Annotated in this window: 13 protein-coding genes and 1 pseudogene; 5 read left to right on the top strand and 9 right to left on the bottom strand. The window is 40.2% G+C overall.

Annotated elements, in window-relative coordinates:
• Positions 1-31: 31 nt before the first annotated feature.
• The gene (locus FLM47_RS05825; RefSeq protein WP_178955668.1) at positions 32-1,732 is read right to left on the bottom strand and encodes a cyanophycinase; all 1,701 of its coding nucleotides are present in this window, start codon (positions 1,730-1,732) and stop codon (positions 32-34) included.
• 353 nt (positions 1,733-2,085) lie between these two features.
• Between FLM47_RS05825 and FLM47_RS05820 the strand changes: the two genes are divergently transcribed.
• The 3 genes from FLM47_RS05820 to iadA all read left to right on the top strand — a co-directional run bounded on the left by FLM47_RS05820 (position 2,086) and on the right by iadA (position 7,737).
• Positions 2,086-5,013 carry a TonB-dependent receptor domain-containing protein gene (locus FLM47_RS05820; protein WP_178955666.1) on the top strand — a complete coding sequence of 976 codons (2,928 nt, stop codon included), beginning with the start codon at positions 2,086-2,088 and terminating at the stop codon, positions 5,011-5,013.
• A 141-nt stretch (positions 5,014-5,154) separates the two neighbouring features.
• Positions 5,155-6,558 (top strand): putative basic amino acid antiporter YfcC, encoded by a 1,404-nt coding sequence (gene yfcC, locus FLM47_RS05815; RefSeq protein WP_178955664.1) that lies wholly within the window; start codon positions 5,155-5,157, stop codon positions 6,556-6,558.
• 12 nt (positions 6,559-6,570) lie between these two features.
• Positions 6,571-7,737: a beta-aspartyl-peptidase gene (gene iadA, locus FLM47_RS05810; protein WP_178955663.1), complete on the top strand. Its 1,167-nt coding sequence runs from the start codon at positions 6,571-6,573 to the stop codon at positions 7,735-7,737.
• 114 nt (positions 7,738-7,851) lie between these two features.
• Here the strand turns inward: iadA and FLM47_RS05805 are convergent, their stop codons facing one another.
• Together FLM47_RS05805 and FLM47_RS05795 are read right to left on the bottom strand one after the other, a co-directional pair.
• Positions 7,852-10,125, bottom strand: a complete 2,274-nt coding sequence (locus tag FLM47_RS05805; protein WP_178955661.1) for an EAL domain-containing protein — start codon at positions 10,123-10,125, stop codon at positions 7,852-7,854.
• Positions 10,126-10,542: 417 nt separating this feature from the next.
• Positions 10,543-10,758: pseudogene (locus tag FLM47_RS05795) on the bottom strand (efflux RND transporter permease subunit); the annotation flags it as partial.
• 242 nt (positions 10,759-11,000) lie between these two features.
• Here FLM47_RS05795 and FLM47_RS05790 point away from each other — a divergent pair.
• A complete protein-coding gene (locus FLM47_RS05790) occupies positions 11,001-11,915 on the top strand; it encodes a M14 family metallocarboxypeptidase (protein ID WP_138608851.1) in 915 nt (304 codons plus the stop codon).
• A 35-nt stretch (positions 11,916-11,950) separates the two neighbouring features.
• Positions 11,951-12,367 (top strand): hypothetical protein, encoded by a 417-nt coding sequence (locus tag FLM47_RS05785; protein WP_178955659.1) that lies wholly within the window; start codon positions 11,951-11,953, stop codon positions 12,365-12,367.
• Between the two features lie 21 nt (positions 12,368-12,388).
• Here FLM47_RS05785 and ccoG read toward each other — a convergent pair whose 3' ends face one another.
• From ccoG to FLM47_RS05755, 6 genes are all read right to left on the bottom strand, one after another.
• The gene (ccoG, locus tag FLM47_RS05780) at positions 12,389-13,771 is read right to left on the bottom strand and encodes a cytochrome c oxidase accessory protein CcoG (protein WP_178955657.1); all 1,383 of its coding nucleotides are present in this window, start codon (positions 13,769-13,771) and stop codon (positions 12,389-12,391) included.
• A 153-nt stretch (positions 13,772-13,924) separates the two neighbouring features.
• Positions 13,925-15,343 (bottom strand): sigma-54-dependent Fis family transcriptional regulator, encoded by a 1,419-nt coding sequence (locus FLM47_RS05775; RefSeq protein WP_178955656.1) that lies wholly within the window; start codon positions 15,341-15,343, stop codon positions 13,925-13,927.
• A gap of 56 nt (positions 15,344-15,399) precedes the next feature.
• Positions 15,400-16,701, bottom strand: a complete 1,302-nt coding sequence (locus tag FLM47_RS05770) for an AarF/ABC1/UbiB kinase family protein (protein WP_178955655.1) — start codon at positions 16,699-16,701, stop codon at positions 15,400-15,402.
• 64 nt (positions 16,702-16,765) lie between these two features.
• Positions 16,766-17,320 (bottom strand): DUF1439 domain-containing protein, encoded by a 555-nt coding sequence (locus tag FLM47_RS05765; RefSeq protein ID WP_010392868.1) that lies wholly within the window; start codon positions 17,318-17,320, stop codon positions 16,766-16,768.
• A 90-nt stretch (positions 17,321-17,410) separates the two neighbouring features.
• Positions 17,411-20,095: a DUF349 domain-containing protein gene (locus tag FLM47_RS05760; protein WP_178955653.1), complete on the bottom strand. Its 2,685-nt coding sequence runs from the start codon at positions 20,093-20,095 to the stop codon at positions 17,411-17,413.
• A complete protein-coding gene (locus tag FLM47_RS05755; protein ID WP_008114080.1) occupies positions 20,085-20,366 on the bottom strand; it encodes a YeaC family protein in 282 nt (93 codons plus the stop codon). Before FLM47_RS05755 ends, FLM47_RS05760 begins: the two co-directional genes overlap by 11 nt.
• Between the last annotated feature and the right edge of the window lies 1 nt (position 20,367).

Genomic DNA, 20,367 nt, shown 5'->3' with positions numbered 1-20,367 from the left:
GTTTAATTAAATTAGCTTGCGTGGCATTAAATTAAAAGGTACTCACTGCAATTTCTAAATTACTCACCGCACAGCCATACTGCGCAGCACTAATACGATGATATGCCGACTCAGGCGTGGTAGATAGGCTAATAATAAACTCACCTTGCTGACCAACAGCCGTTTGTTCTTGGCTAAGGCACATGGCTTGCGTTAAAGAGCGTAATTTGGCATCCATTAAAATACTGCCAAAACGCTGAACTGGTAAAGGCGGTATTTTAATTGCTGGTAATGCTTGGCTAATACTGCGCTGACTTAAGGTATAATCGTTATTTTTAATATCAATCACACTTCCCACAGGCCAATAAGAGTAACTATAGGTTTTAGTTTTAGCCTGAGCTTGCCCTGTTGATTTAACCATCACTACACCATTTTTACCAATTACGGTCATTAAATTGCCAGCTTCAGATTTAATCACCACTAAGGCTGTGGTTTCGTCTACACCAAAACCGAATGTCGGCTGATCTTGGTTTGCGCTTAAGTCGTCGAGCAAAGTGCCTAGTCTTAATGTACGGTTTCGCTCGCTAAAGTGTGTATCGAGTACACCGTAACTAAATGTGCCTAAACCCCCAAAGCGGTTGTAAGTTAAACTATCGCTGTTTGAGCGTTCACTTGGGGCATCAATGGCTTGTGCGCCTTCTTTCAATGCCGACAAGCTAGTGCCATTGGTGATCATCACCACATTCCCGGCGTGGGCTTGCCCACCACTTTGCACCGCGGTACCTGCACTTGTTCCAACAATAACAGGGCGAGACTGTAATGCTTTTGTCCAAGGGTAAGGCTGGTTATTTTCATCAAATAATACTTTTCGAGTTAGGCTTTGATCGCCACCATTAAACATCACACCGGTACTGTTTTTTATTAGCTCTACTAAAGCGTCGATGCCTTTTTTACACAATTGATATTCAGCTTGTGTGCGATCAGGGTAAATATGTTCGCGTTGATATAGCCCCATTTCGGAGTGCCTAAGCGTGGTTAAATCATCACACTTGTTGGTGGTTATTGCTTTAGCAAGCGCAGGGGTTAATGCAAGCCATTGCGAATTTACATTAGGGAAGCTTAGTAATCCTTCGTAAAAATCAGCAGATTCATAAGGGTCTCTGCTTGAGGCGGTAATGGCCAGTATACTCGGGTTGGAGTTATTAACTTTTAAACTACCCGATATAAACTGCAAAATCTCTGTCGCTGCCGATTCGCTATTAAGCGCAGTATTTACCCGCTCTTTTAGCCGTGTGTTGTCGCTTTTTATTTGAGCTACTTCAAGCATATCTATTACAAAATTGTATTCTTGATCCGATAAACTATTGAGCTGTTTGCTATCAATATCGCGCCACAACCATAACAGTTCTTTTTTCGATAATGTGGGCGATGACTTAGCCTGCATTGTTGCTAAATTTTTAATAGTGTTATTTTTAGCTTGGCTATTTTTACTGGGCCATTGTTGCTTTATTTGGCTAATTTTAGTGTGAGAGAGCGCAAATACATTATGCGTTTTACCCGAGATCTGAGTATTTTTTTCACAGTTTTTAGAGCTTAAACTGGCGCATGTTGTGAGAGCTCCCCCCACTAAAACAAGAGTTTGATTAGACTCTTTTGCGCCTAACTGTAGCGAAAAAGCAATTAAAATTGAGTAAAAAGCGGTTATTATTCGCGATTTAACTAACCGCTTGTTTGGTAAATTTATTCGTTCCATTATGTTACACTCATGTGAAAAATTATAAGAAATAACTTGCGAGAGCGTCTCTCACTTGCTATAAAAAAAAGGAACTTTAAAACGCGAGTAAGCTAGCACCCATTTGCTAGCTTTGTCAAAAACCTTTTTGGAACGAGAATTATGTTTAAAAAAGCAACACTGCTTACAACATATTTCTACTCACCACACTACCTTTCGGAGTGGTTTGACGAGTAGCCCACCACCTCACTAATTTCTGTGAGGGGCTCAGCGTGTCATTTCACCATTGCCCTGTCTAAAAAACCATAATAATTAAAGCCTTAAGAAATATTAAACCTATTTCTGCGCGCTTAAAAAAGACAAAAGGTACTACAATGTTTCGTCAACTAACTATTGCGGCCACAGTAAGCACTTTACTGAGCCCTGTCACTTGTGTGTATGCACAAGAAACTCAAACTAATACCAACATTGAACGAGTAGAAGTAACAGGATCTCGCTTAAAAGGCGTTGATCTGGAAGGCACTATTCCACTAACCGTGCTAGACCAAGATGCAATCAAACGCTCTGGTGCTAATACCATTCATGAATTACTCAAAGATTTATCTGTTTTTAAAGGCGGAAGTGGCACATTTTCAACCTCTGAAAGTGGCGGTACGTCTACCTCAACACCAGCGGGTCAATCAGCAGCGAGCTTAAGAGGCATGGGGCCATCAGCAACGCTTACATTAATAAATGGGCGAAGAGTTGCGCCTAGCTCATTTGCTGCAGGCACTGAAAACTTTGTAGATGTTAATTCTATTCCACTTGCGGCCATTGAACGTATTGATATTTTAGCCACCGGTGCATCAGCCGTTTATGGTGCCGATGCTGTAGCGGGTGTTATTAACTATATTTTAAAAGATGATTTTGAAGGCGCTGAAATCAATACTTCGTTTGCCGATAGCTTTGATCAACATGACGAAAGTAAAAAACAATTAAACTTAGTGTATGGTACAAAAATAGGCGAGAGTAACTTAACGGTATTTGCAGATATATATGACCGTAACGCTTTTAAAGCCACCGATCGTAATTACACGGCCTCTCCCTCTTTAGTGAATGGTTACTCCTATTTACCTAAGCTGGAGAACTCACCTAATATTTATTATTTCAGCAGCCGAGATGGTAACGAACTTCCATCACCAAACTGCAAAACCGAGTTAGTTACTACTGAACTTGATGAACAAATTTGTGCTTACTACCCAAATCAAGATGATTACCTAGAAACGCCATTTGAAAGCCTTTCAACTGGCTTTATGTTTAATAGTGAGCTTGGTGGTCTACAATGGCATACTGATTTTTTTTACAGTCAGACCAAGGCAAAAGCGTATTCATCGCCCTCACCTATTAACCAAATTAATGATGACGACGGCCCGTATGTTTTAGAAGACGCCTTATTTATTTACGATAATGCCGATGGTAGTAATGATTTAATGGATCAACTTTATATTGACCCATTTGATACTCAAAGTGGCCGAGAAGTATATGGCTTTGCGTTTGACGCGCGCTTTAATGCCCCAAGAACGGTGGAAGTAGAAACGAAAAACTTTCGCTTGGTAAGCAGTCTAAGTGGTGAAATTGGTGATTGGGGTTGGGAATCTGGTGTTACTCTTTCTCGCTCACGTTCAGAGCAAGAAGCGATTGCAGGGGTATATAATCGTTACCAGTTTCATGGCGCGATTACAGGCGAGCTATGTTCAGACGGTACGCTGGCAAGTTATGACGGTACTGACTTAAATTGTGTATCTGGGGAGTTGCTACCTTTTTACAACCCTTTCCTTCAAGGCGACGCCGCTAATGATGCCGTTTTGGCAACAGCGCAAGCTCGCCCAACACGCAGTGGAGAAAGTACTGTTTACGGCTGGGATGCTAACTTTAATGGTGAACTATTTACCTTTAACGACCTACCAGCCTATGCCTCATTTGGGGTAGAAGCACGCCGTGAAGAGCTAAGCGACTTTCCTTCGCTTAATTCACAAGCTCAAGCAGACAAAGACTACCTTGTTGATGTATTTGGCTTTGGCTCTAGCTTATCAGAAGCCGAGCGCACTCAATATGCCGCCTTTGCTGAATTAAGTATTTCACTGAGTGAGCAAATAGAGCTGCAAGCAGCGGGTCGATACGATCATTACGATGATTTTGGTGGCACCTTTAATCCTAAAATAGGTTTGAGCTATCGCCCGACTGATTCGTTAGTTGTTCGTGGTTCATGGTCAACCTCGTTTAGAGCACCATCATTAACTCAAGCTGGCGTTAAATTAAGAACCACGCAATCTACTTTTGACTGTGGTGCCAACCAAGCTGTAGCCGATTTATACTGTATGGGTGATGGCACCCAAGTGAGTGTTAATTCGTTAGAGTTAGGTAACCCTAATCTAAATGCAGAAGAATCTGAGGCTATCAGTGTTGGCTTTGCATGGAGTCCATCGGCTAATACTAATTTAACCATTGATTATTGGCAGTTTGATCATGAAGAAGTAATCGATACCAACATGACCGCAGTGCTCGACCGCGCTATAACTGATGCGTCACTTCGTCACTGTGGCATTGTCCCACCGGGCGAGCAAGGCATATCGTACGATGAAGCATTATGTGATGTCACCGACACCAGTGGTTTAAACATAGAGCAAGACGGCGCTAATTTAACTGAAATTTTAAGCAGTTATATAGATGAATTTAACCCACGTGATGACGAGCTATTTTTACCGTTGTTTCGCGATCATGCTATCCCACTTGAAAACACTGGTACACAAACATTAGCAGGCATAGACTTTAAGTTTGACCATAGGTTTGTATTACCAAGCGGCGATTTGACCTTTGCGTTTGACGGTACTCATTACCTTGAGTTTGAACGTAATAAACCGGGGTCTGACTCGTTAGAGAAGTTGGTAGGAACTTATCGTTATCCTGAAAATGTTGCGCGTATGTCAATAGATTGGGAAGCGCAAAATTACTACCTTAACTTAGGTGCAAACTACACCAGCAGCTACGAAGATGATATAAAAGGCCTGCGTGGTCGTGAAATTGATGAGCTAGATTCGCTTGGCGTATTAGACTCAAAAGGTGAGCATCAGGTTGATGACTGGCTCGTTTGGGATTTATCAGCGGGTTTTTATGTTAATAAATCACTGACTTTGCGTGCGCGCATCAATAATATTTTTGATAAACAGCCACCCACTCTTTATGGCTCAAACCGTGGCTTTGATTCAATTAATCATAATGCCCTAGGTGCTAATTACAAATTAAGTATTAGCTACCGTTTTTAACCACTTAGCCGCAAAGCAAACGCTTTGCGGCCTTCCTTTTATTACAGGTCATGGCTACAGTGACACTGCCTATTAAGTGCTAAAGTACGTTTAAGCGTTTATTTACGCATCAACACAATGACCTTTTATTAAAGTGAAATTATGAAACAAAAACAATTTTCTATGCCCGATGCCAGCATCATTTTGCTGTGTGTGGCAGTGATTGCCTATATGGCCACGGTATTTATTACCCCCGGGGTATTTAATGCAGAATCTGGTAGCCACACTGTGCAGCTTTCACAATATCAAGCCGTTAACGACCAACAATCACCACCTGTTTTTGCACAAGGTGGGGACATTGGTTTAGCAAATGTATTGTTTGAAGGCTTAGTGTCGGGTGATAAATATGGTGCAGCTATTGGCGTAATGGCGTTTATTTTAATCACTGGCGGTGCCTTTGGCATTATTATGAAAACCGGTGCGATTAATAACGGCATTATGGCACTTATTAATAAAACCAAGCGGGTTGAATGGCTGTTTATTCCCTTACTGTTTTTACTATTTTCGTTAGGCGGCGCGGTATTTGGTATGGGCGAAGAGGCTATTGCATTTTGTATTGTGCTGCTCCCTATTATGCAACAACTTGGCTACGACGCTAAAGTCACTGTACTTACAACTTATGTGGCTACGCAAATAGGCTTTGCCACCTCATGGATGAACCCTTTTAGCATTGCTATAGCGCAATCGATAGCTGAAATTCCAGTATTTTCTGGTGCGGGCTTTCGTATGTTAGCGTGGGCTTGTTTTACCCTTGTAGGCCTTGTGTTTACTATGCGCTATGCAAAACGGATAAAAACACAATCCCTAAAAACGGGTGATCAGCCAACGATTAAACTCAGCCTAGCCGATGCACTCACATTATTAGTGTTTGTATTGGGCATAGCCTGGGTTGTATGGGGAGTGATGGCTCGCCAATATTATATTCCTGAGCTTGCGGCACAGTTTTTTTGTATTGGCCTTATCAGTGCAATAATTGCCATCGTGTTTAAAAAGCTAACCGCGAATGAGTGCGCGGATGCGTTTAAACACGGTGCACAAGAATTATTGCCAGCGGCGTTATTAGTCGCACTGGCTAAAGGCATTGTATTACTATTAGGCGGTAGTGATTTAACCACTCCCTCAACTCTCAACACCCTGCTTTATTACTGTGCAAGTAGCATAGCCAGTGTGCCAGATTACATTGCAGCTTGGGGAATGCTGGTGTTTCAAAGTGTATTTAACTTTTTTGTTTCATCGGGTTCAGGCCAAGCTGCCATCACTATGCCGCTGATGTCTCCACTTGGCGATTTGCTCAATGTATCAAGGCAAATTGTGGTATTGGCCTTTCAATTAGGTGATGGATTAACCAATATTTTAATTCCCACCTCAGCTAGTTTAATTGGTTGTTTAGGGGTCGTGAAATTAGATTGGGGAGAATGGGCTGCGTTTATTTGGCGCTTTGCTCTAGCACTTTTTGTATTAGCAAGCGGCTTTATATTTCTTGCTTACTTTATTAATTATCAATAAAAAGAATTTGTTATGTTAACTTTAATTCAAGGTGCAAACGTTTATGCACCTACCTACCTAGGCACACAAGATGTTTTAATTGGCGGTGGTAAAATCATTGCTATTGACGAAAATATAATCCTCGACAGCAGTGTACTCGTCAAACGAATTGACGGTAAAAATAAGCTTGTTACGCCGGGGTTTGTTGACTCGTTAGTGCATATTACCGGTGGCGGTGGCGAAGCTGGATTTGCCAGCCGCACCCCTGAAATGAACCTAACCGATGCAACCCTATCGGGCACTACCACAGTGGTGGGCGCACTGGGTACCGACTCAAGCTCACGTACGCTTACCAATTTGGTTGCCAAAGCAAAAGGCCTAAAAGAGCAAGGGCTGAATGTATTTTGCCATACCGGTTCGTATCATTTACCCGCTAAAACTCTTACTCACTCAATCACTGACGACATCATGTATATAGAGGAGTTTATAGGTGTTGGCGAAGTGGCTATTTCTGATCATCGCAGTAGCCAACCTACGGTCCAGCAATTAGCAGAATTGGCAGCCGAGGCCAAAGTAGCCGGTATGCTCAGTGGTAAAAAAGGCACCGTGAGTATTCATGTCGGCCCTGTCGATAGTCACTTGAGTATTTTGCATCAGGTGGCTCAGCAAAGTGATATTAAGCTTAAACAGTTTTATCCTACGCATATGAACCGCAATAAAGCACTTCTTGATGCCGGTATTCACTTTTGTGATCAGGGCGGTACTATCGACTTTACCACCAGCACCACCGACTACGATTTAGCACATGGTGAATATGCAGCAGCCCATGCCCTTGCCTACTGCTTAGAACAAGGCGTAGCACCAAATCAACTCACTATGAGCTCAGATGGCCATGCTAGTTTACCTATTTTTGATAAAGACTTTAATTTATTAGGGCTTGAGGTGGGCAAAGAGGCATCCCTACTGAGTTCGTTTCAGCAAGCAGTCAAAGAATATAACGTCCCTATAGAGCAGGCTTTAATGAGCATAACCAGTAACCCTGCCGATATTTTAGGACTTGATAAAGGCCGCCTTAAAGCAACAAGCGACGCGGATGTTGTGCTTCTCGATAAAGAGACCTTAACCCCTGAGTATGTATGGGCTAACGGCATATTAATGGTGCAAAACCGCCACGCGGTTATAAAAGGATTGTTTGAATAAACTAGAACAGCTCAAATGCTGCTGAAATATTTCAGCAGCATTTAACGCCAAAAAATTCGTTACCCTAGTTTGAAATTTTAATCCGAAAAGGTCGCTAGAACATAGTTATTAAATTCAACTACCTTTCATTGTAGCTGAGTTTTTTGTCATAAAAACAAGACCATTTTCATTTATACATTCAGCATACACCTGAGCACTCATGGGTTTAGAAAAGTAATAACCTTGAAACTCTTTACATCCCATTTCGGACATTATTAAGACCTGTTCTTCGGTTTCTACTCCCTCGGCTACACACTTGATATTGAGTTCATCACACATCACATGCATAGCTTTAACTAAGCTTTTCTGGCGTGTAGAGCGTGTAACCTGACTTATTAAAGAGCGATCCAATTTAAGTTTATCAATAGGGTAATCAGCAAGGCGTGCAATATTTGAGTAGCCAACACCAAAGTCATCCACAGTAATAGAGAACCCCCAATCTTGCAAAGTTTGCATAAGTTTTAGAGAGTGGGCTTGGTTAGCCTCAAGTGATGTTTCGGTAAGCTCTAATTCTATTTGATTCGGTTTTACATTAAAATCCGCCAAATATTTCACCAATTTTGACATAAAGTCAGCTTGGCTAAAATCGAGCAAAGATATGTTTATTGCTATAGGTAAAAGTGGCAAACCAACTTTATTCCATTGGGCAATTTGAGCGCAGACTTTTTGAATAATTAAATCCGTTAATCTACTAATCATTCTGTACTCTTCTGCAATAGGAATAAAGACAGTTGGCGATATATTACCAAGCACAGAGCTATGCCAACGAGCTAATGCTTCAAGCCCAATACATTCACCTTTTGCATTCACTTTAGGTTGATAATGTACTGACAGATCATTTTGTTGCAAAGCTTCATCAAGTAACATGGAAATTTCATACTTTTCCATAAAAGCCTGTGATTGTTTTTGGTTGTAACCACTAAAAGGCAAGTTATAGTCTGCGAGCTTGAGCGCCTCACACGCATTACTAAGAACAATAGCACTATCTTCACCGTGCTCAGGACACTTAGCAAAACCAAATAAAAATGATTGTTGGTAATTAGTACCAAATACATCATAAGTTTGATCTAAAGTGCTTTTAATTTGTATTAATAACTTGTTTTGCTGTTCACTTGAGCTTGAACCAACAATAAAGCAAAGTTTACTACCTTCTATATACGCACAAAGCAAGGGCCCTTCAGGCATTGCTTTTAAGCGCTTATAAGCAGTAATTAGCAATGATTGGGAGTCAGCCTTTTTAAGTTTTAAATTTAAATATTCACTATTTGCGCTTTGTGTGACTACGATATAAAAGCCTTTTTGATATTTAGACGTTAACCTATCGCATTGCATCTCAAACCACTCTCGATTAGGCAATTTCGTCTGCGAGTCTCTAAACCTTAGACGTTTGTTCTCTTGCTCCATCATAGACAAGTTTTGTTTAATTAACTGCTCTTGCGTGCAATCATAAAAGTCATACACTCGGTAATTTGTACTCATTGCTATTTGCTGATAATTACTCTTATAGTAGCGACTCTTATATTCTATGATTTGATTTTTTATATTTAACTCTTTGCTATTAAGTGCAGGGAATAATCCATCAATTCTCTCAGCCTTTTCTTTCAAGCTGTTTTTTAATCCAAACATTTCAATAGCATGTTGATTTAAATCTGTAATTACTAAATTTTCGTCGACAATAATTTTAGCTTTATTAGATTCAGTAAATAAGGTGCGATAAAGCTCGTTTTTATCTTTAAGGAAGCTATTAGCATTTAACATGGTTTTGTTTAAACGTTTGGCAGCAACAATTGTTCGCGCAGTAGCCAGTGGAATACAAATATTAAAAAATAAAAATATCAGGCCTGTAATATATAAGTCAGCTTCTGGTAATTGGCTTGATATTCCTGAATAGCCAGATAAATCAACATTATTAATAATCATGTAAAAAGGTATGATGTTTAAAATACCGTAGGCCAAAGCCGTTCTGTAACCGAGTAGCATAAGAGCAATGATGGGACATGAATACATAAACATAGAACCCACCTTTGCAAGCTCTAAGTCAGTTAAAAATAAATTCATTGATAAACTACCAGCAACGATAGTTAATAAAAGTGCGTTTGCACTAAATGTGTAAAATCGCTTACTTGCTAATAAAAGACTAAAAGCAATAGTGAAAAAACTAATAGTAATAACTGCAATGTAAATTAGGTTGAATTCAATTGCGCGGGTGTATGTATAACAAACTACCAAAAAACAGAGCAAAGTAACGAGAGTTAAAATTATCCGCAGTGCACTCACCCGCCAGTGTGCGACTTCATCATGGGCAGTATGATGATCGTTAAGTAAGAAGTACTTATGGAGAAAGTGCATAATAAACAACAATTAATACATGTCATTCAATTAAACATTGATAAGTTGTCAAAATCAATTAAATAAGTCTAATAACTAATCCAATTGAAGTGACTCTCAAAGTTAATCTAATATATGGTAACTATCCAATATGCTCACTTTCATAAACCGGGGTTACCCAATATTTAACGGTGTGTACTTACAAACAGGGCTTAGCGTCGTTTTTAGTATGGCAAGTTCAGATAATAAAATATGCACCTCAAATTGATAAAAACTACGATACCCTTCTACTTGCTCGGCAATATCAAACTCGCTGTGCTCTTTGCTATAGCCTTGAATTTTTTTAAGTTAAAGCCGGTTATACAGTCTATGCCTATTAATATATCAACTACGTCATCTTTTATATTTGTGGGTGCATTTAGGGTAAAAAGTAACTGTTCAGCCATATTTTTTCTCCAACCAACCATAGAAGATAGGTAATAAATAAAGGGTAGTAATAGTGGAGGTAATTAACACGCCAATAACCACGATAGCTAATGGCTTTTGTATTTCAGCTCCTGGACCTGTTGCAAACACCAGCGGCAATAAACCAAACATAGCGGTTGTAGCGGTCATTAATACAGGGCGTAGCCGCCTACTTGCAACATCTAAAATGCACTGTGTTACATATACAGCAAAGCCGATGTAGAGTGCAGACATGAGTTTGCCGCATGGTTTTTAAAAGACTTTATGCAACAAAGGTACTATCCGCATTCAAGCTCAGCCATTAACTAATGCAGTGACTATCGCATATACTTGCGCGCTATTTTAGTCAGCGTTAAGCTAACGCTTTATTTTCGTCATTATGGTCTATGTGCTCTATAGCCCGCAGAGATAATTCAACTTAAAGGTTTAATATGAATAACAGTAGTTACCCAATTGGTACGCCTGGTGAGAAGTGGAACAACAATAATAAAATCCAATGGCTTGAGGCACAAAAAATTAAGCGAAGCTATCAACAAGAAGTCGTAACATTAATTGATGAACTTAAAAGCACTCTAGAAGTACAGCAATACGGTGAGCTTAATTATGCCGCAGGTAGCTACCCTTTGTACGCGTTAAAAACCACTAATTTTGATACAAACAAAGCCACTGTTTTAATTACTGGCGGCGTACATGGCTACGAGACCAGTGGTGTTCATGGCGCTTTAAGATTCGCTAAAACATTGGCAAATAAGTACGCTGAGCACTTTAATATTGTAATTACCCCCTGTATTAGCCCATGGGGTTATGAAACGATTAATCGTTGGAACCCAGATGCGGTAGACCCTAACCGCTCTTTTTATCAGGGCAGTCCAGCACAAGAATCAGCGGCAGTAATGAACTATGTGCAATCTTTAAATACTGATTTAATCGCGCATATCGATTTACATGAAACAACAGATTCTGATAACAGTGAATTTAGACCAGCACTCGCGGCTCGTGAAGGCAAAGTAAACACCAACTGGAACATTCCTGATGGCTTTTATTTAGTGGCTGATAGCAACAAACCAGAGCCTGCTTTTCAAAAAGCAATTATTGAACATGTTGAAAAAGTAACGCATATTGCACCTAGCGATGAAAATCAGCAATTAATTGGTGTACCACAAGCGCAATTTGGGGTAATTAATTACGCGGCCCGTGATTTAGGCTTATGTATGGGATTTTCTGAAGCTGCGTATGTCACCACCACTGAAGTATATCCAGACAGTGCAACGGCTAACCCTGAAGAGTGTATATTAGCGCAAGTTGCTGCAATTTCAGGTGCCTTAGACTACATTATAAATAAGTGACCAATGCAGTAGATAATCAATAAAAGGAGCGGCTATTGAAATTTGAAAATAACTACGGCAGTTATAGCTTGCGCGTTGAAGGTAATATAGTTATTGGGCAGTTTAAAGGTAACTTAAACCCTCAGTTATTAAATCATTTTAAAGCCGCTTTATTAAATACCATTGAACCTTTTAAACATTTGTCTTGGGGTTATATTAGCCACTCTCCTGAGGTGATTGCTGCTACCCCCGATGCTGAAAAAAACATGATAGATGTAAGCCAAACAATGGGGATTAATAACTGTTTGATCAGTGCGTTTGTCCTCACCTCGCCTATTGCTATAAGGCAATTGCAGCGGATTATGCACAGCTCAGGCCGTGATGCTCATTTACAAGAGTGCTTGTTTGATGATTTTCAAAGCGCCAAAAAATTTGTAATTAAGCAGCTAGCCCTAGCCGAGTCAGGTTGTTAACTGGCTAGGACTCATACTTTATTAATTTTTATAAAACTGACTGTCTTTGGTAATAGTAATTGCAGGATCTTCTTGCGAAGTGATCACAAAACTCAGCTTACTCACTTTGCGTGCTAAATCGTAACCGTCTGCAGTCACCGTTACCGGCACACTTTTCATCAGCCCAGGCTCTACTAATATAGCATTTGGGCTTTGCAATGTAGCCCCCTCTAAACCGCTAATTGAAATTGAATAATGCAGCGGTTGCTGAGTTTTATTGATAATAGTAAGTGTGTAAGGGTTTTCAACTAAGCCTTCGTAATTTACCCGATACAATGCGTTTCTATCTCTAAGCACAGAAGCTTCTATAGGGGTGCGTTGTAACATCCAAGCAAACATAGATAAAATTAATAGCGCAGTTAACGCCCCATAGCCTACAAGTTTAAGCCTAAATGGATTCGTTTTTTGCCCTGCCATTTGCTTTTCACTGGCGTATTTAATTAAGCCTTTTTCGTAGCCAAACTTATCCATGGTGTCGTCACAAGCGTCAATACATAAACCACAGTTAATACATTCATATTGCAAGCCATTGCGAATATCAATCCCTGCAGGGCATACTTCCACACATAAGTTACAGTCTACGCAATCACCTAAATTAAGCGCTTTAGGATCAGCTTTGCGTTTACGTGGGCCGCGATTTTCACCCCGTTCGCTATCGTAAGTAACCACCAGAGTGTCTTTATCAAACATCACCGATTGAAAGCGCGAATACGGACACGCCACAGTACACATTTTTTCACGTAAAAAGCCCGCATTTCCATAAGTACAAAACGCAAATAAAAATACCCAAAAACTGGTGATCCCAGACCACTCTAAATTTAACATTTCGAGATACAAGGTTTTAGCGGGGATAAAATACGCTAAAAATGAGGTCGCCGTGAGTATCGAAATAACCAGCCAAGCACTGTGCTTAGTGATTTTTTTTCGCAATTTGGTAATATCCCAAGGGCTTTTATCAAGCTTAATACGCTGGTTACGCGTACCCTCTATACGTTGCTCAACCCAAGAAAACATTAACATCCAAATGGTTTGTGGGCAGGTATAACCACACCATACTCTGCCAAGCCAGTTGGTAACAAAAAATAGGGCAAACGCTCCCACCATAAACAGCATGGCTAAAATCATAAAGTCTTGAGGGAGCAAGGTAAGGCCAAAAATAGTAAATTTTTGGGTGGCCACATCCAATAAAACCGCTTGCTGGCCGTTATATTGAACCCACGGAATGGCAATAAAACTCAGCATTAACAACCAGCCTAAATTGCGACGTATACGTTGAAAAAAACCTTTTTGCTCGCGTATATAAATTGGCCCCTCTTCTTTATAGGGCTTTATGATCATGTCTTCTTCTTTAATATCAAACTTCATGCTACTTACTTCATAGTGACGGGTACTAAACAAGTATTTGCAACTTTCAGACCACACTGAAAGTTAAACTAAAGCATTGATATTAAATGACTTTAAAAATAAAACCGAACTATAATATCGCGATATTTAGCGACTATCGCGATATATCACGAGTTAGCTCTGACGACGCAGTCCTAACTTTTGCATTTTTGAGCGTAAGGTGCTCTCTGGTAAGCCCAACTTATTTGCCGCGCCTTGTTCACCTGCAATTTTCCAATTACACAGTGCTAATACGCTACTTATATGCTGTTTTTGTGCTTCATCAAGTGTAAGCGTTGGGTTTATGGCGTTATCATCGCCCGCTTTGAGCGACTGACTTAACTGTAATGTAGAGTGTTTAGATAAAATAGCTTCTCGTTCGAGTACATTTTGTAGCTCTCTAATGTTACCTGGCCAGTCATAGGCTTGTAATTGTCTGATCGCTTTTGTACTTAACCCTTGCAATTGCTTACCTAAGCGCTTGTTTATTTGTGCAATTAAGTTTTGACACAAGTAAGGAATGTCTTCTTTTCGTTCTTTAAGTGCTGGCACATGAATAGGAAATACATTTAAACGGTAATATAAGTCCATTCTAAACTGCCCTGCTTGTACCATTTCCCACAAGTTACGGTTGGTTGCAGCAATGATGCGAATATCAACCTTTAGGGTTTGACTACCGCCAACGCGTTCAAATTCACGCTCTTGTAATACCCTTAATAGCTTACTTTGGGACTCTAACGGCAGCTCTGCGACTTCATCTAAAAATAAGGTGCCGTGATCGGCAAGTTCAAAACGTCCTTTACGACGCTCGTTAGCGCCAGTAAATGAGCCCCTTTCATGCCCAAAAAGTTCTGACTCTAATAAACTTGGAGTGAATGCCGCACAATTTACTTTTATGAATGCTTGTTCGTTGCGCTTACTGAGACGGTGCAAGTTACGCGCTACCAACTCTTTGCCAGTGCCATTTTCACCAAGAATGAGTACGGTGCTGTCGGTTTCACTCACTAACTGTATTTGATCTAACATGCGTTGGAATACAGCGCTGTGGCCAACCAGTCCTGAATCTTGCCAATCCTCGTTAAGCTCGGCAATAAGGTAATCGTTCTCATCTTTTAGCTGCTCGCTTAGATGCTTTACTTGAGCTAACGCTTCGTGCAACTGGGTTTGGGTTTGCTGTTGTGCTGATATATCGCGAAATACTGCCACAGCACCAATAAGCTGGTTATTTTTATAAACGGGAGTGGAGGTGTACTCAACTGCAAAGGCACTACCATCTTTGCGCCAAAATACTTCGTTTTTTACTTCGCGGCGTTTGCCATCAAACATAGTGCAATAAATTTGGCACTCATCGGCAGGGTAAGGGGTGCCATCGGCATGACTATGATGATGATATTGATGTATTTTTTTTCCTAATAATTCATCGGCCGTCCACCCAGTCATTCGCTCTGCAGCTGGGTTTACAAATACCGCATTACCGGACAAATCAAATCCATATATACCCTCACCTACCGCATTGAGCAATAAGGTAGGATCGTTTAAAAAGTTTTTTATCATAATACAACCTCGCGAAATATCGCGAGCATTATGCCAATTTTATCCTGCTTTAGCACTTAATAATGGCTAAATAACGCCTTAATATTTATTTTGGCGTCTAAACGCGCTGCAATTAAATATAAGCCAGCTAATTTACGGTGAATAAACAATGCATCCACAGGAGGGGTATGCCACTGCTGCGACTGGGCACTTAATTGCATTCCAGCATCTTTGATGTTGCTAGCAAGTTCACTGTTTTTAAAATCAAACTCACCATTATAGCGAAGTGGCTCGCAAGCCATTAAAAATAAATCAATCACTCTTTCTTTATAGTCATCTTTTAGAGCGTCTTTAAAATAGCCAATAGCAGTGGCGGCATTGAGCACACCTTCACGATCATTATTACTGCCGGCTTTAAACAAGGCTAAATAGGCATCACTTAGGGTAGCTGTAATTTCTCGGGTGGCACCAAAATCAAATAACACGATTTTTTGTGATTCTGGTTGGTAATGGTAATTAGCAAAGTTAGGGTCGGTTTGAATTAACTTAAACTCAAACATTTCTTTAAAAAACAAATCAATTAGTTGCTCAGCAACCCGACTTCGATCTGATTGTGGTAAATATGTAATGCCCTCTATAGGCTTGGCATCTACATACTCCATGGTTAGCACTTGCGCAGTACTGTGCTCTACATACACACTAGGCACTTTAAAATGGGGGTTAGTCGATAACAGGTTTTTGTATCTTGCTAAATACTGAGCTTCTAGGGTGTAATCAGTCTCAGCTAGTAACTGCGCTTTCGCTTCTTCAACTAAGGGTTTTATATCCAATTCTTTAGGTAATAATCGCGATAAAGTAAGTAAAGTGATCACATTATCTACGTCGCTTACCACACTTTTAGAAATACCTGGATATTGAATTTTAACGGCTAATTGATCACCATTTTCTATATAAGCTAAATGAACCTGCCCAATTGATGCAGCTGCAAACGGCCTTAGTTCAATATGAGAAAAACGCGATAACCAATCATCCCCCCATTGCTCTTTTAGCACGCTCACTAATTGCTTATGTGGCATTGGGTTGGCATCGGCACGCAACAAAGACAGTAACTGCGCAAGCTCGGGAGTTAATAAGTCGCCAGCATCCATTGAAAGTAACTGCCCAAGCTTCATTGCCGCACCGCGAAGGTGCGACAGCTGAGTGGCTAAGTTTTCAATATTTTTCGGCTGGAGTAATAAGCTTTTATTATCCCAGCCTTTACCACTAAGCGCACTTTTGGCACCACCTACTAACATATTTGTGGCAACACCTGTGGCTAATGAGCCTAACTTTGCAAATCGTGAAAGTCGAGAGGTGGGAACGGATCGCTCATTAGCCATAATTAACCTAATCTATTAATAATAAGGTCAATTAATACGTTTTATTACGCTTATTAGATCTAAATTATAACCGAGGTACTAGCTTAATCGCGCCTTCGACTACTTTTAAATCTAAGGGTAAATTACTTAACAGTGCCATTTTAGGGTCGTTCATATTTAACTTATAAACAGGGTTAACCGCTAAAAATGCATTCATGACATCCATCGCCTCATTATCCAGCACTTCTAAATTACCTTTAAAACCCCCTGCATCGATACTTGAATCGCGTAACTTAACATTACGTAAAAATACGGCTTTTTTCTCGCTATCATAAAAAGGCGTGCCTTGTATTTGTAACTTTAAACGCACAGGATACTTCAATGCAAAGGCATTAATCTCGGCGCTCGAATCAGCACCTAATAAAACATAATCACTGTTGTCGGGACCAATATTAACGCTTAAATCATTTACATCAAACTGCACAGGTAAGCCCATCAGGCTAACTTTTTCACTTAATTTAGGTAACTCTTTATTTAGTAACGACTCAACCTCTGAATTTGTAAATGAATAAACCGAAATACCCTGAGTGCTGTTACAGGCAGTTAAAAATAATAGTGAAATAAAAACAAAAATTTTCATACAAAACCCTATTCATTAATCGTATTGGCAGTAAGTAGCCATAATAAAAAACCGCTTTAATAGCGGTTTTTTTATTTTAGTTGATAAAAGTTAATTTACAGCAAAAATAACTTTTAACCTTGCTAGTGTGTCAGTTTTGACTGAACCTTCGCTGAGTGCAATTAATTGCTTTAAATAATAGTTTAAATCAGCGTGGTCTCCACGGTGCTTGTCATCTAGCATTGCCACTTGCTCAACCATTCTTTGCGCTGAGTCATGCGAACTAACGTTGGCTAGTATTTCCATACGCGTTAGCAACTGCTCGATACTTAATGCCGTTTTTACCACACCAGTATACTGACTTGGCACTGGTTCATTATTCTCAAGCGCAACAAATAATGCGTTTAAGTTAGCTTGTTCGTTTTTGGCGGCTAATCCGGTTAGCTTTTCATCTATAGCTGACAATAAAGCGGATACTTTAGGCGTTAACGATTTAAATGGCATATACCCTTTAACTTTGGTTTGCAGATCCAGTAATTGGGCTTTACCTTCAACACTATTTAAAACCGCTTCGAGCTCATTTAGTTCGGCTGTTGCTAGCTTATCTGATTCACCTTGCTCGCGTTTTTGCTGCTCAAACTCTTCGCTGCGTTTAGTGAATGTTGCATCATTAAACTCACGGAATTTTTGCCATAGTGCATTCTCAGCTTTTAAGCCTGCAAACCCTATACTCTGCCATTGTTGCTGTAACTGCTTTAACTGCTGACACGCCTCTGCTAGGTTTTCACTTTGAGATAGCTGTTGCGCTTGCTCAACGAGCTCATTTTTAAGTGCGGCATTGCCTTTATGAAACGCATTAAGTGAAGATACAACTAGCTGCTGTTCTGCCTTATAACGCTCGTTTAAAATTCGGTATGTTTTAGGATCAACTTTACCTACACTACGCCATGCTTTTTGTAATCGGTTGTAGTGGCTTTCGAATTGTTTCCAATCTAAATCAGCATCCTCTGTCGCTTGTAAATGCAGTGCATGCATTTGCGCTATTAGTTGCTCACGCTCTACTTTAGCCGCTTCACGCTGGATTTCTTGCTCTGCGAAATAACTACGACAAGGTGCGAACAATAGCTCAATTTTTTCATCAAACTCATTTCCTTGCTGCTTTTCTTGCTCTGTATCAAGACGACCTAGTTCATTCCAACGCTTACGCAATACTTTAACTTGGTCAGCACGCTGTTGCGGATCGTTACAAGGCTCATCAACTAGCAGTGTTACTTCTTCTAAAAGTGCAGTGCGTTTAGGGGCCGCTGCATATTTTTGCCAATCTTTAGCATCAGCTAGCTGCGCTTCTAGATCAGCTTTTGAGTTAACCAGCGGCTGTTGGTATTTCTCAGTTAGGGCATTAAATAGCTCTTCGAAGCCTTTAAATACACCAAATGCAACATTAAAACGCCCTTCTTCAATTAAACGTTTAACATCACGCGCTTTTCGCTTAGCTTGGCTTTGAGTTTTTTCTAGCGGCTTAGTGAGTTCGCTCATTGAAGCTAAGAACTGCTTCTTATGCGCATTAAGCTGAGTTTTGAATGACGCTTGTAAATCAGCGCTAAGTAAATTTAAGTGGCTGCGTGCAGTTTTAAAGGTATTATTGAATGCTGTTAACTGTTGATCGTAATCGCTAAGTTGCTCTGCAGGTTTTATTTCACTAAGCGCATTGTAGGCAATTTTATATTCTTTAATCGCCGCAGTTAGCTCAGGCAACTTAGCAACTTGTGAGAATAATTGCTCAAGCTTATTAATCACTTGTTTTGATTGCTGATCAGCCACCAGTTCCGTTTTATCTAGCGTGTCTTTCGCTTGCGCTACTTTTGCATTAAGCCAGTCTTGCTGAATTTGCTCTGGCGTTTCTAACCCTAACTGTAATGCATTCTCAATTTCTTCACTTAATGCTTCTAACGTAGCTAACGCTAACACTTGGCGCTGTTGCTGAGCTAAACATTGCTGCTCTACTTCGTGCTGCGCTTTTAGTATGGCAATGTGGGCATCAAGCTTATCGGTAATTGAAATATACTTAGCATCAAGGGTTTTTACATGTTCTTCACTTAGCCATTTTAATTCTAGAGCTTGCCATTGTGCCATGAGCTCTGCGGCTTGTGGGTCAACAATGGCGTAGTCATTTTTATCACGCAATGCATTAAGCTTGGCTAAAATAACACGGGTAGCATTTTCAACTTGCGCTGGCATTTCAAGCGCTAAACGCTCGTTTTCAAGATGGCTTTCAAGGGCCGTTTTAGCTTCACCTTGAGCATGCTTTAACAAAGCTTTAGTTAACTGCTGTGTAATGACTAAGTCAACTAACTGCTTTTGCAGCTCTTCATTGGCTTCTTTAAAAGCTTTTTCAATCAGTTTAGGGTTTGCTAGGCGTTTTAAGAGCTTAACTCTCACTTGCAGTTCTTTTTCTGCAAATGCTAGTTTTTCAAGGGTTTTAACCGGTGCAAAACGTTCAATGTACTCATTTTTAATCTGCGCCGATAAGCTACTTTCACTGTTTAATACAGCAGACGATATTTGCTGCTCAGCTACATCTTTTAATGCCTGATCTTGCTTGTAAGCTTTCCACCAAAGCGGTAAATCGTTTACTTTTTGCAGTGCTTTACGACGAATTTCAGCCGATGAGTCTTCAAGCGCTAAGGTGCTTAAAATTGTTACGTCGCGTGCTACATCAAGTTTTTCAATCGCATCTAAACGAACTTGTTGCTTCGGGTGTTTCCATTTTGGTGTAAAAAGGTGTTTAAAGATCATTTTCACTGAACCTAGCTATTTCGTTATCTGATTTAAATTCTTTTTGTAGTTGCGCTTTGGTTTTTTGGATCATTTCTCCATCTGCACCAATGGTAAACTGCTCGTTTGATTGTGCTACTTTTGCTTGATACAACATCACAAGTTGGACTGTTTGTTGTTTTTGTTCATCTGATAAAGGTGTGCCATCTGGCCACTTTCCTGTTGATGCGCCATATTGTAGGCGCTCAAATAATTCTGGAGTAATATTCTGTACTAAGTTGTCAATATTCATG

The organism is Pseudoalteromonas sp. Scap06 (assembly GCF_013394165.1).
In the GTDB taxonomy this organism is placed as follows: domain Bacteria; phylum Pseudomonadota; class Gammaproteobacteria; order Enterobacterales; family Alteromonadaceae; genus Pseudoalteromonas.
Note: the sequence above shows the minus strand (reverse complement) of the source record. Positions and strands in the feature narration are given on the sequence as shown.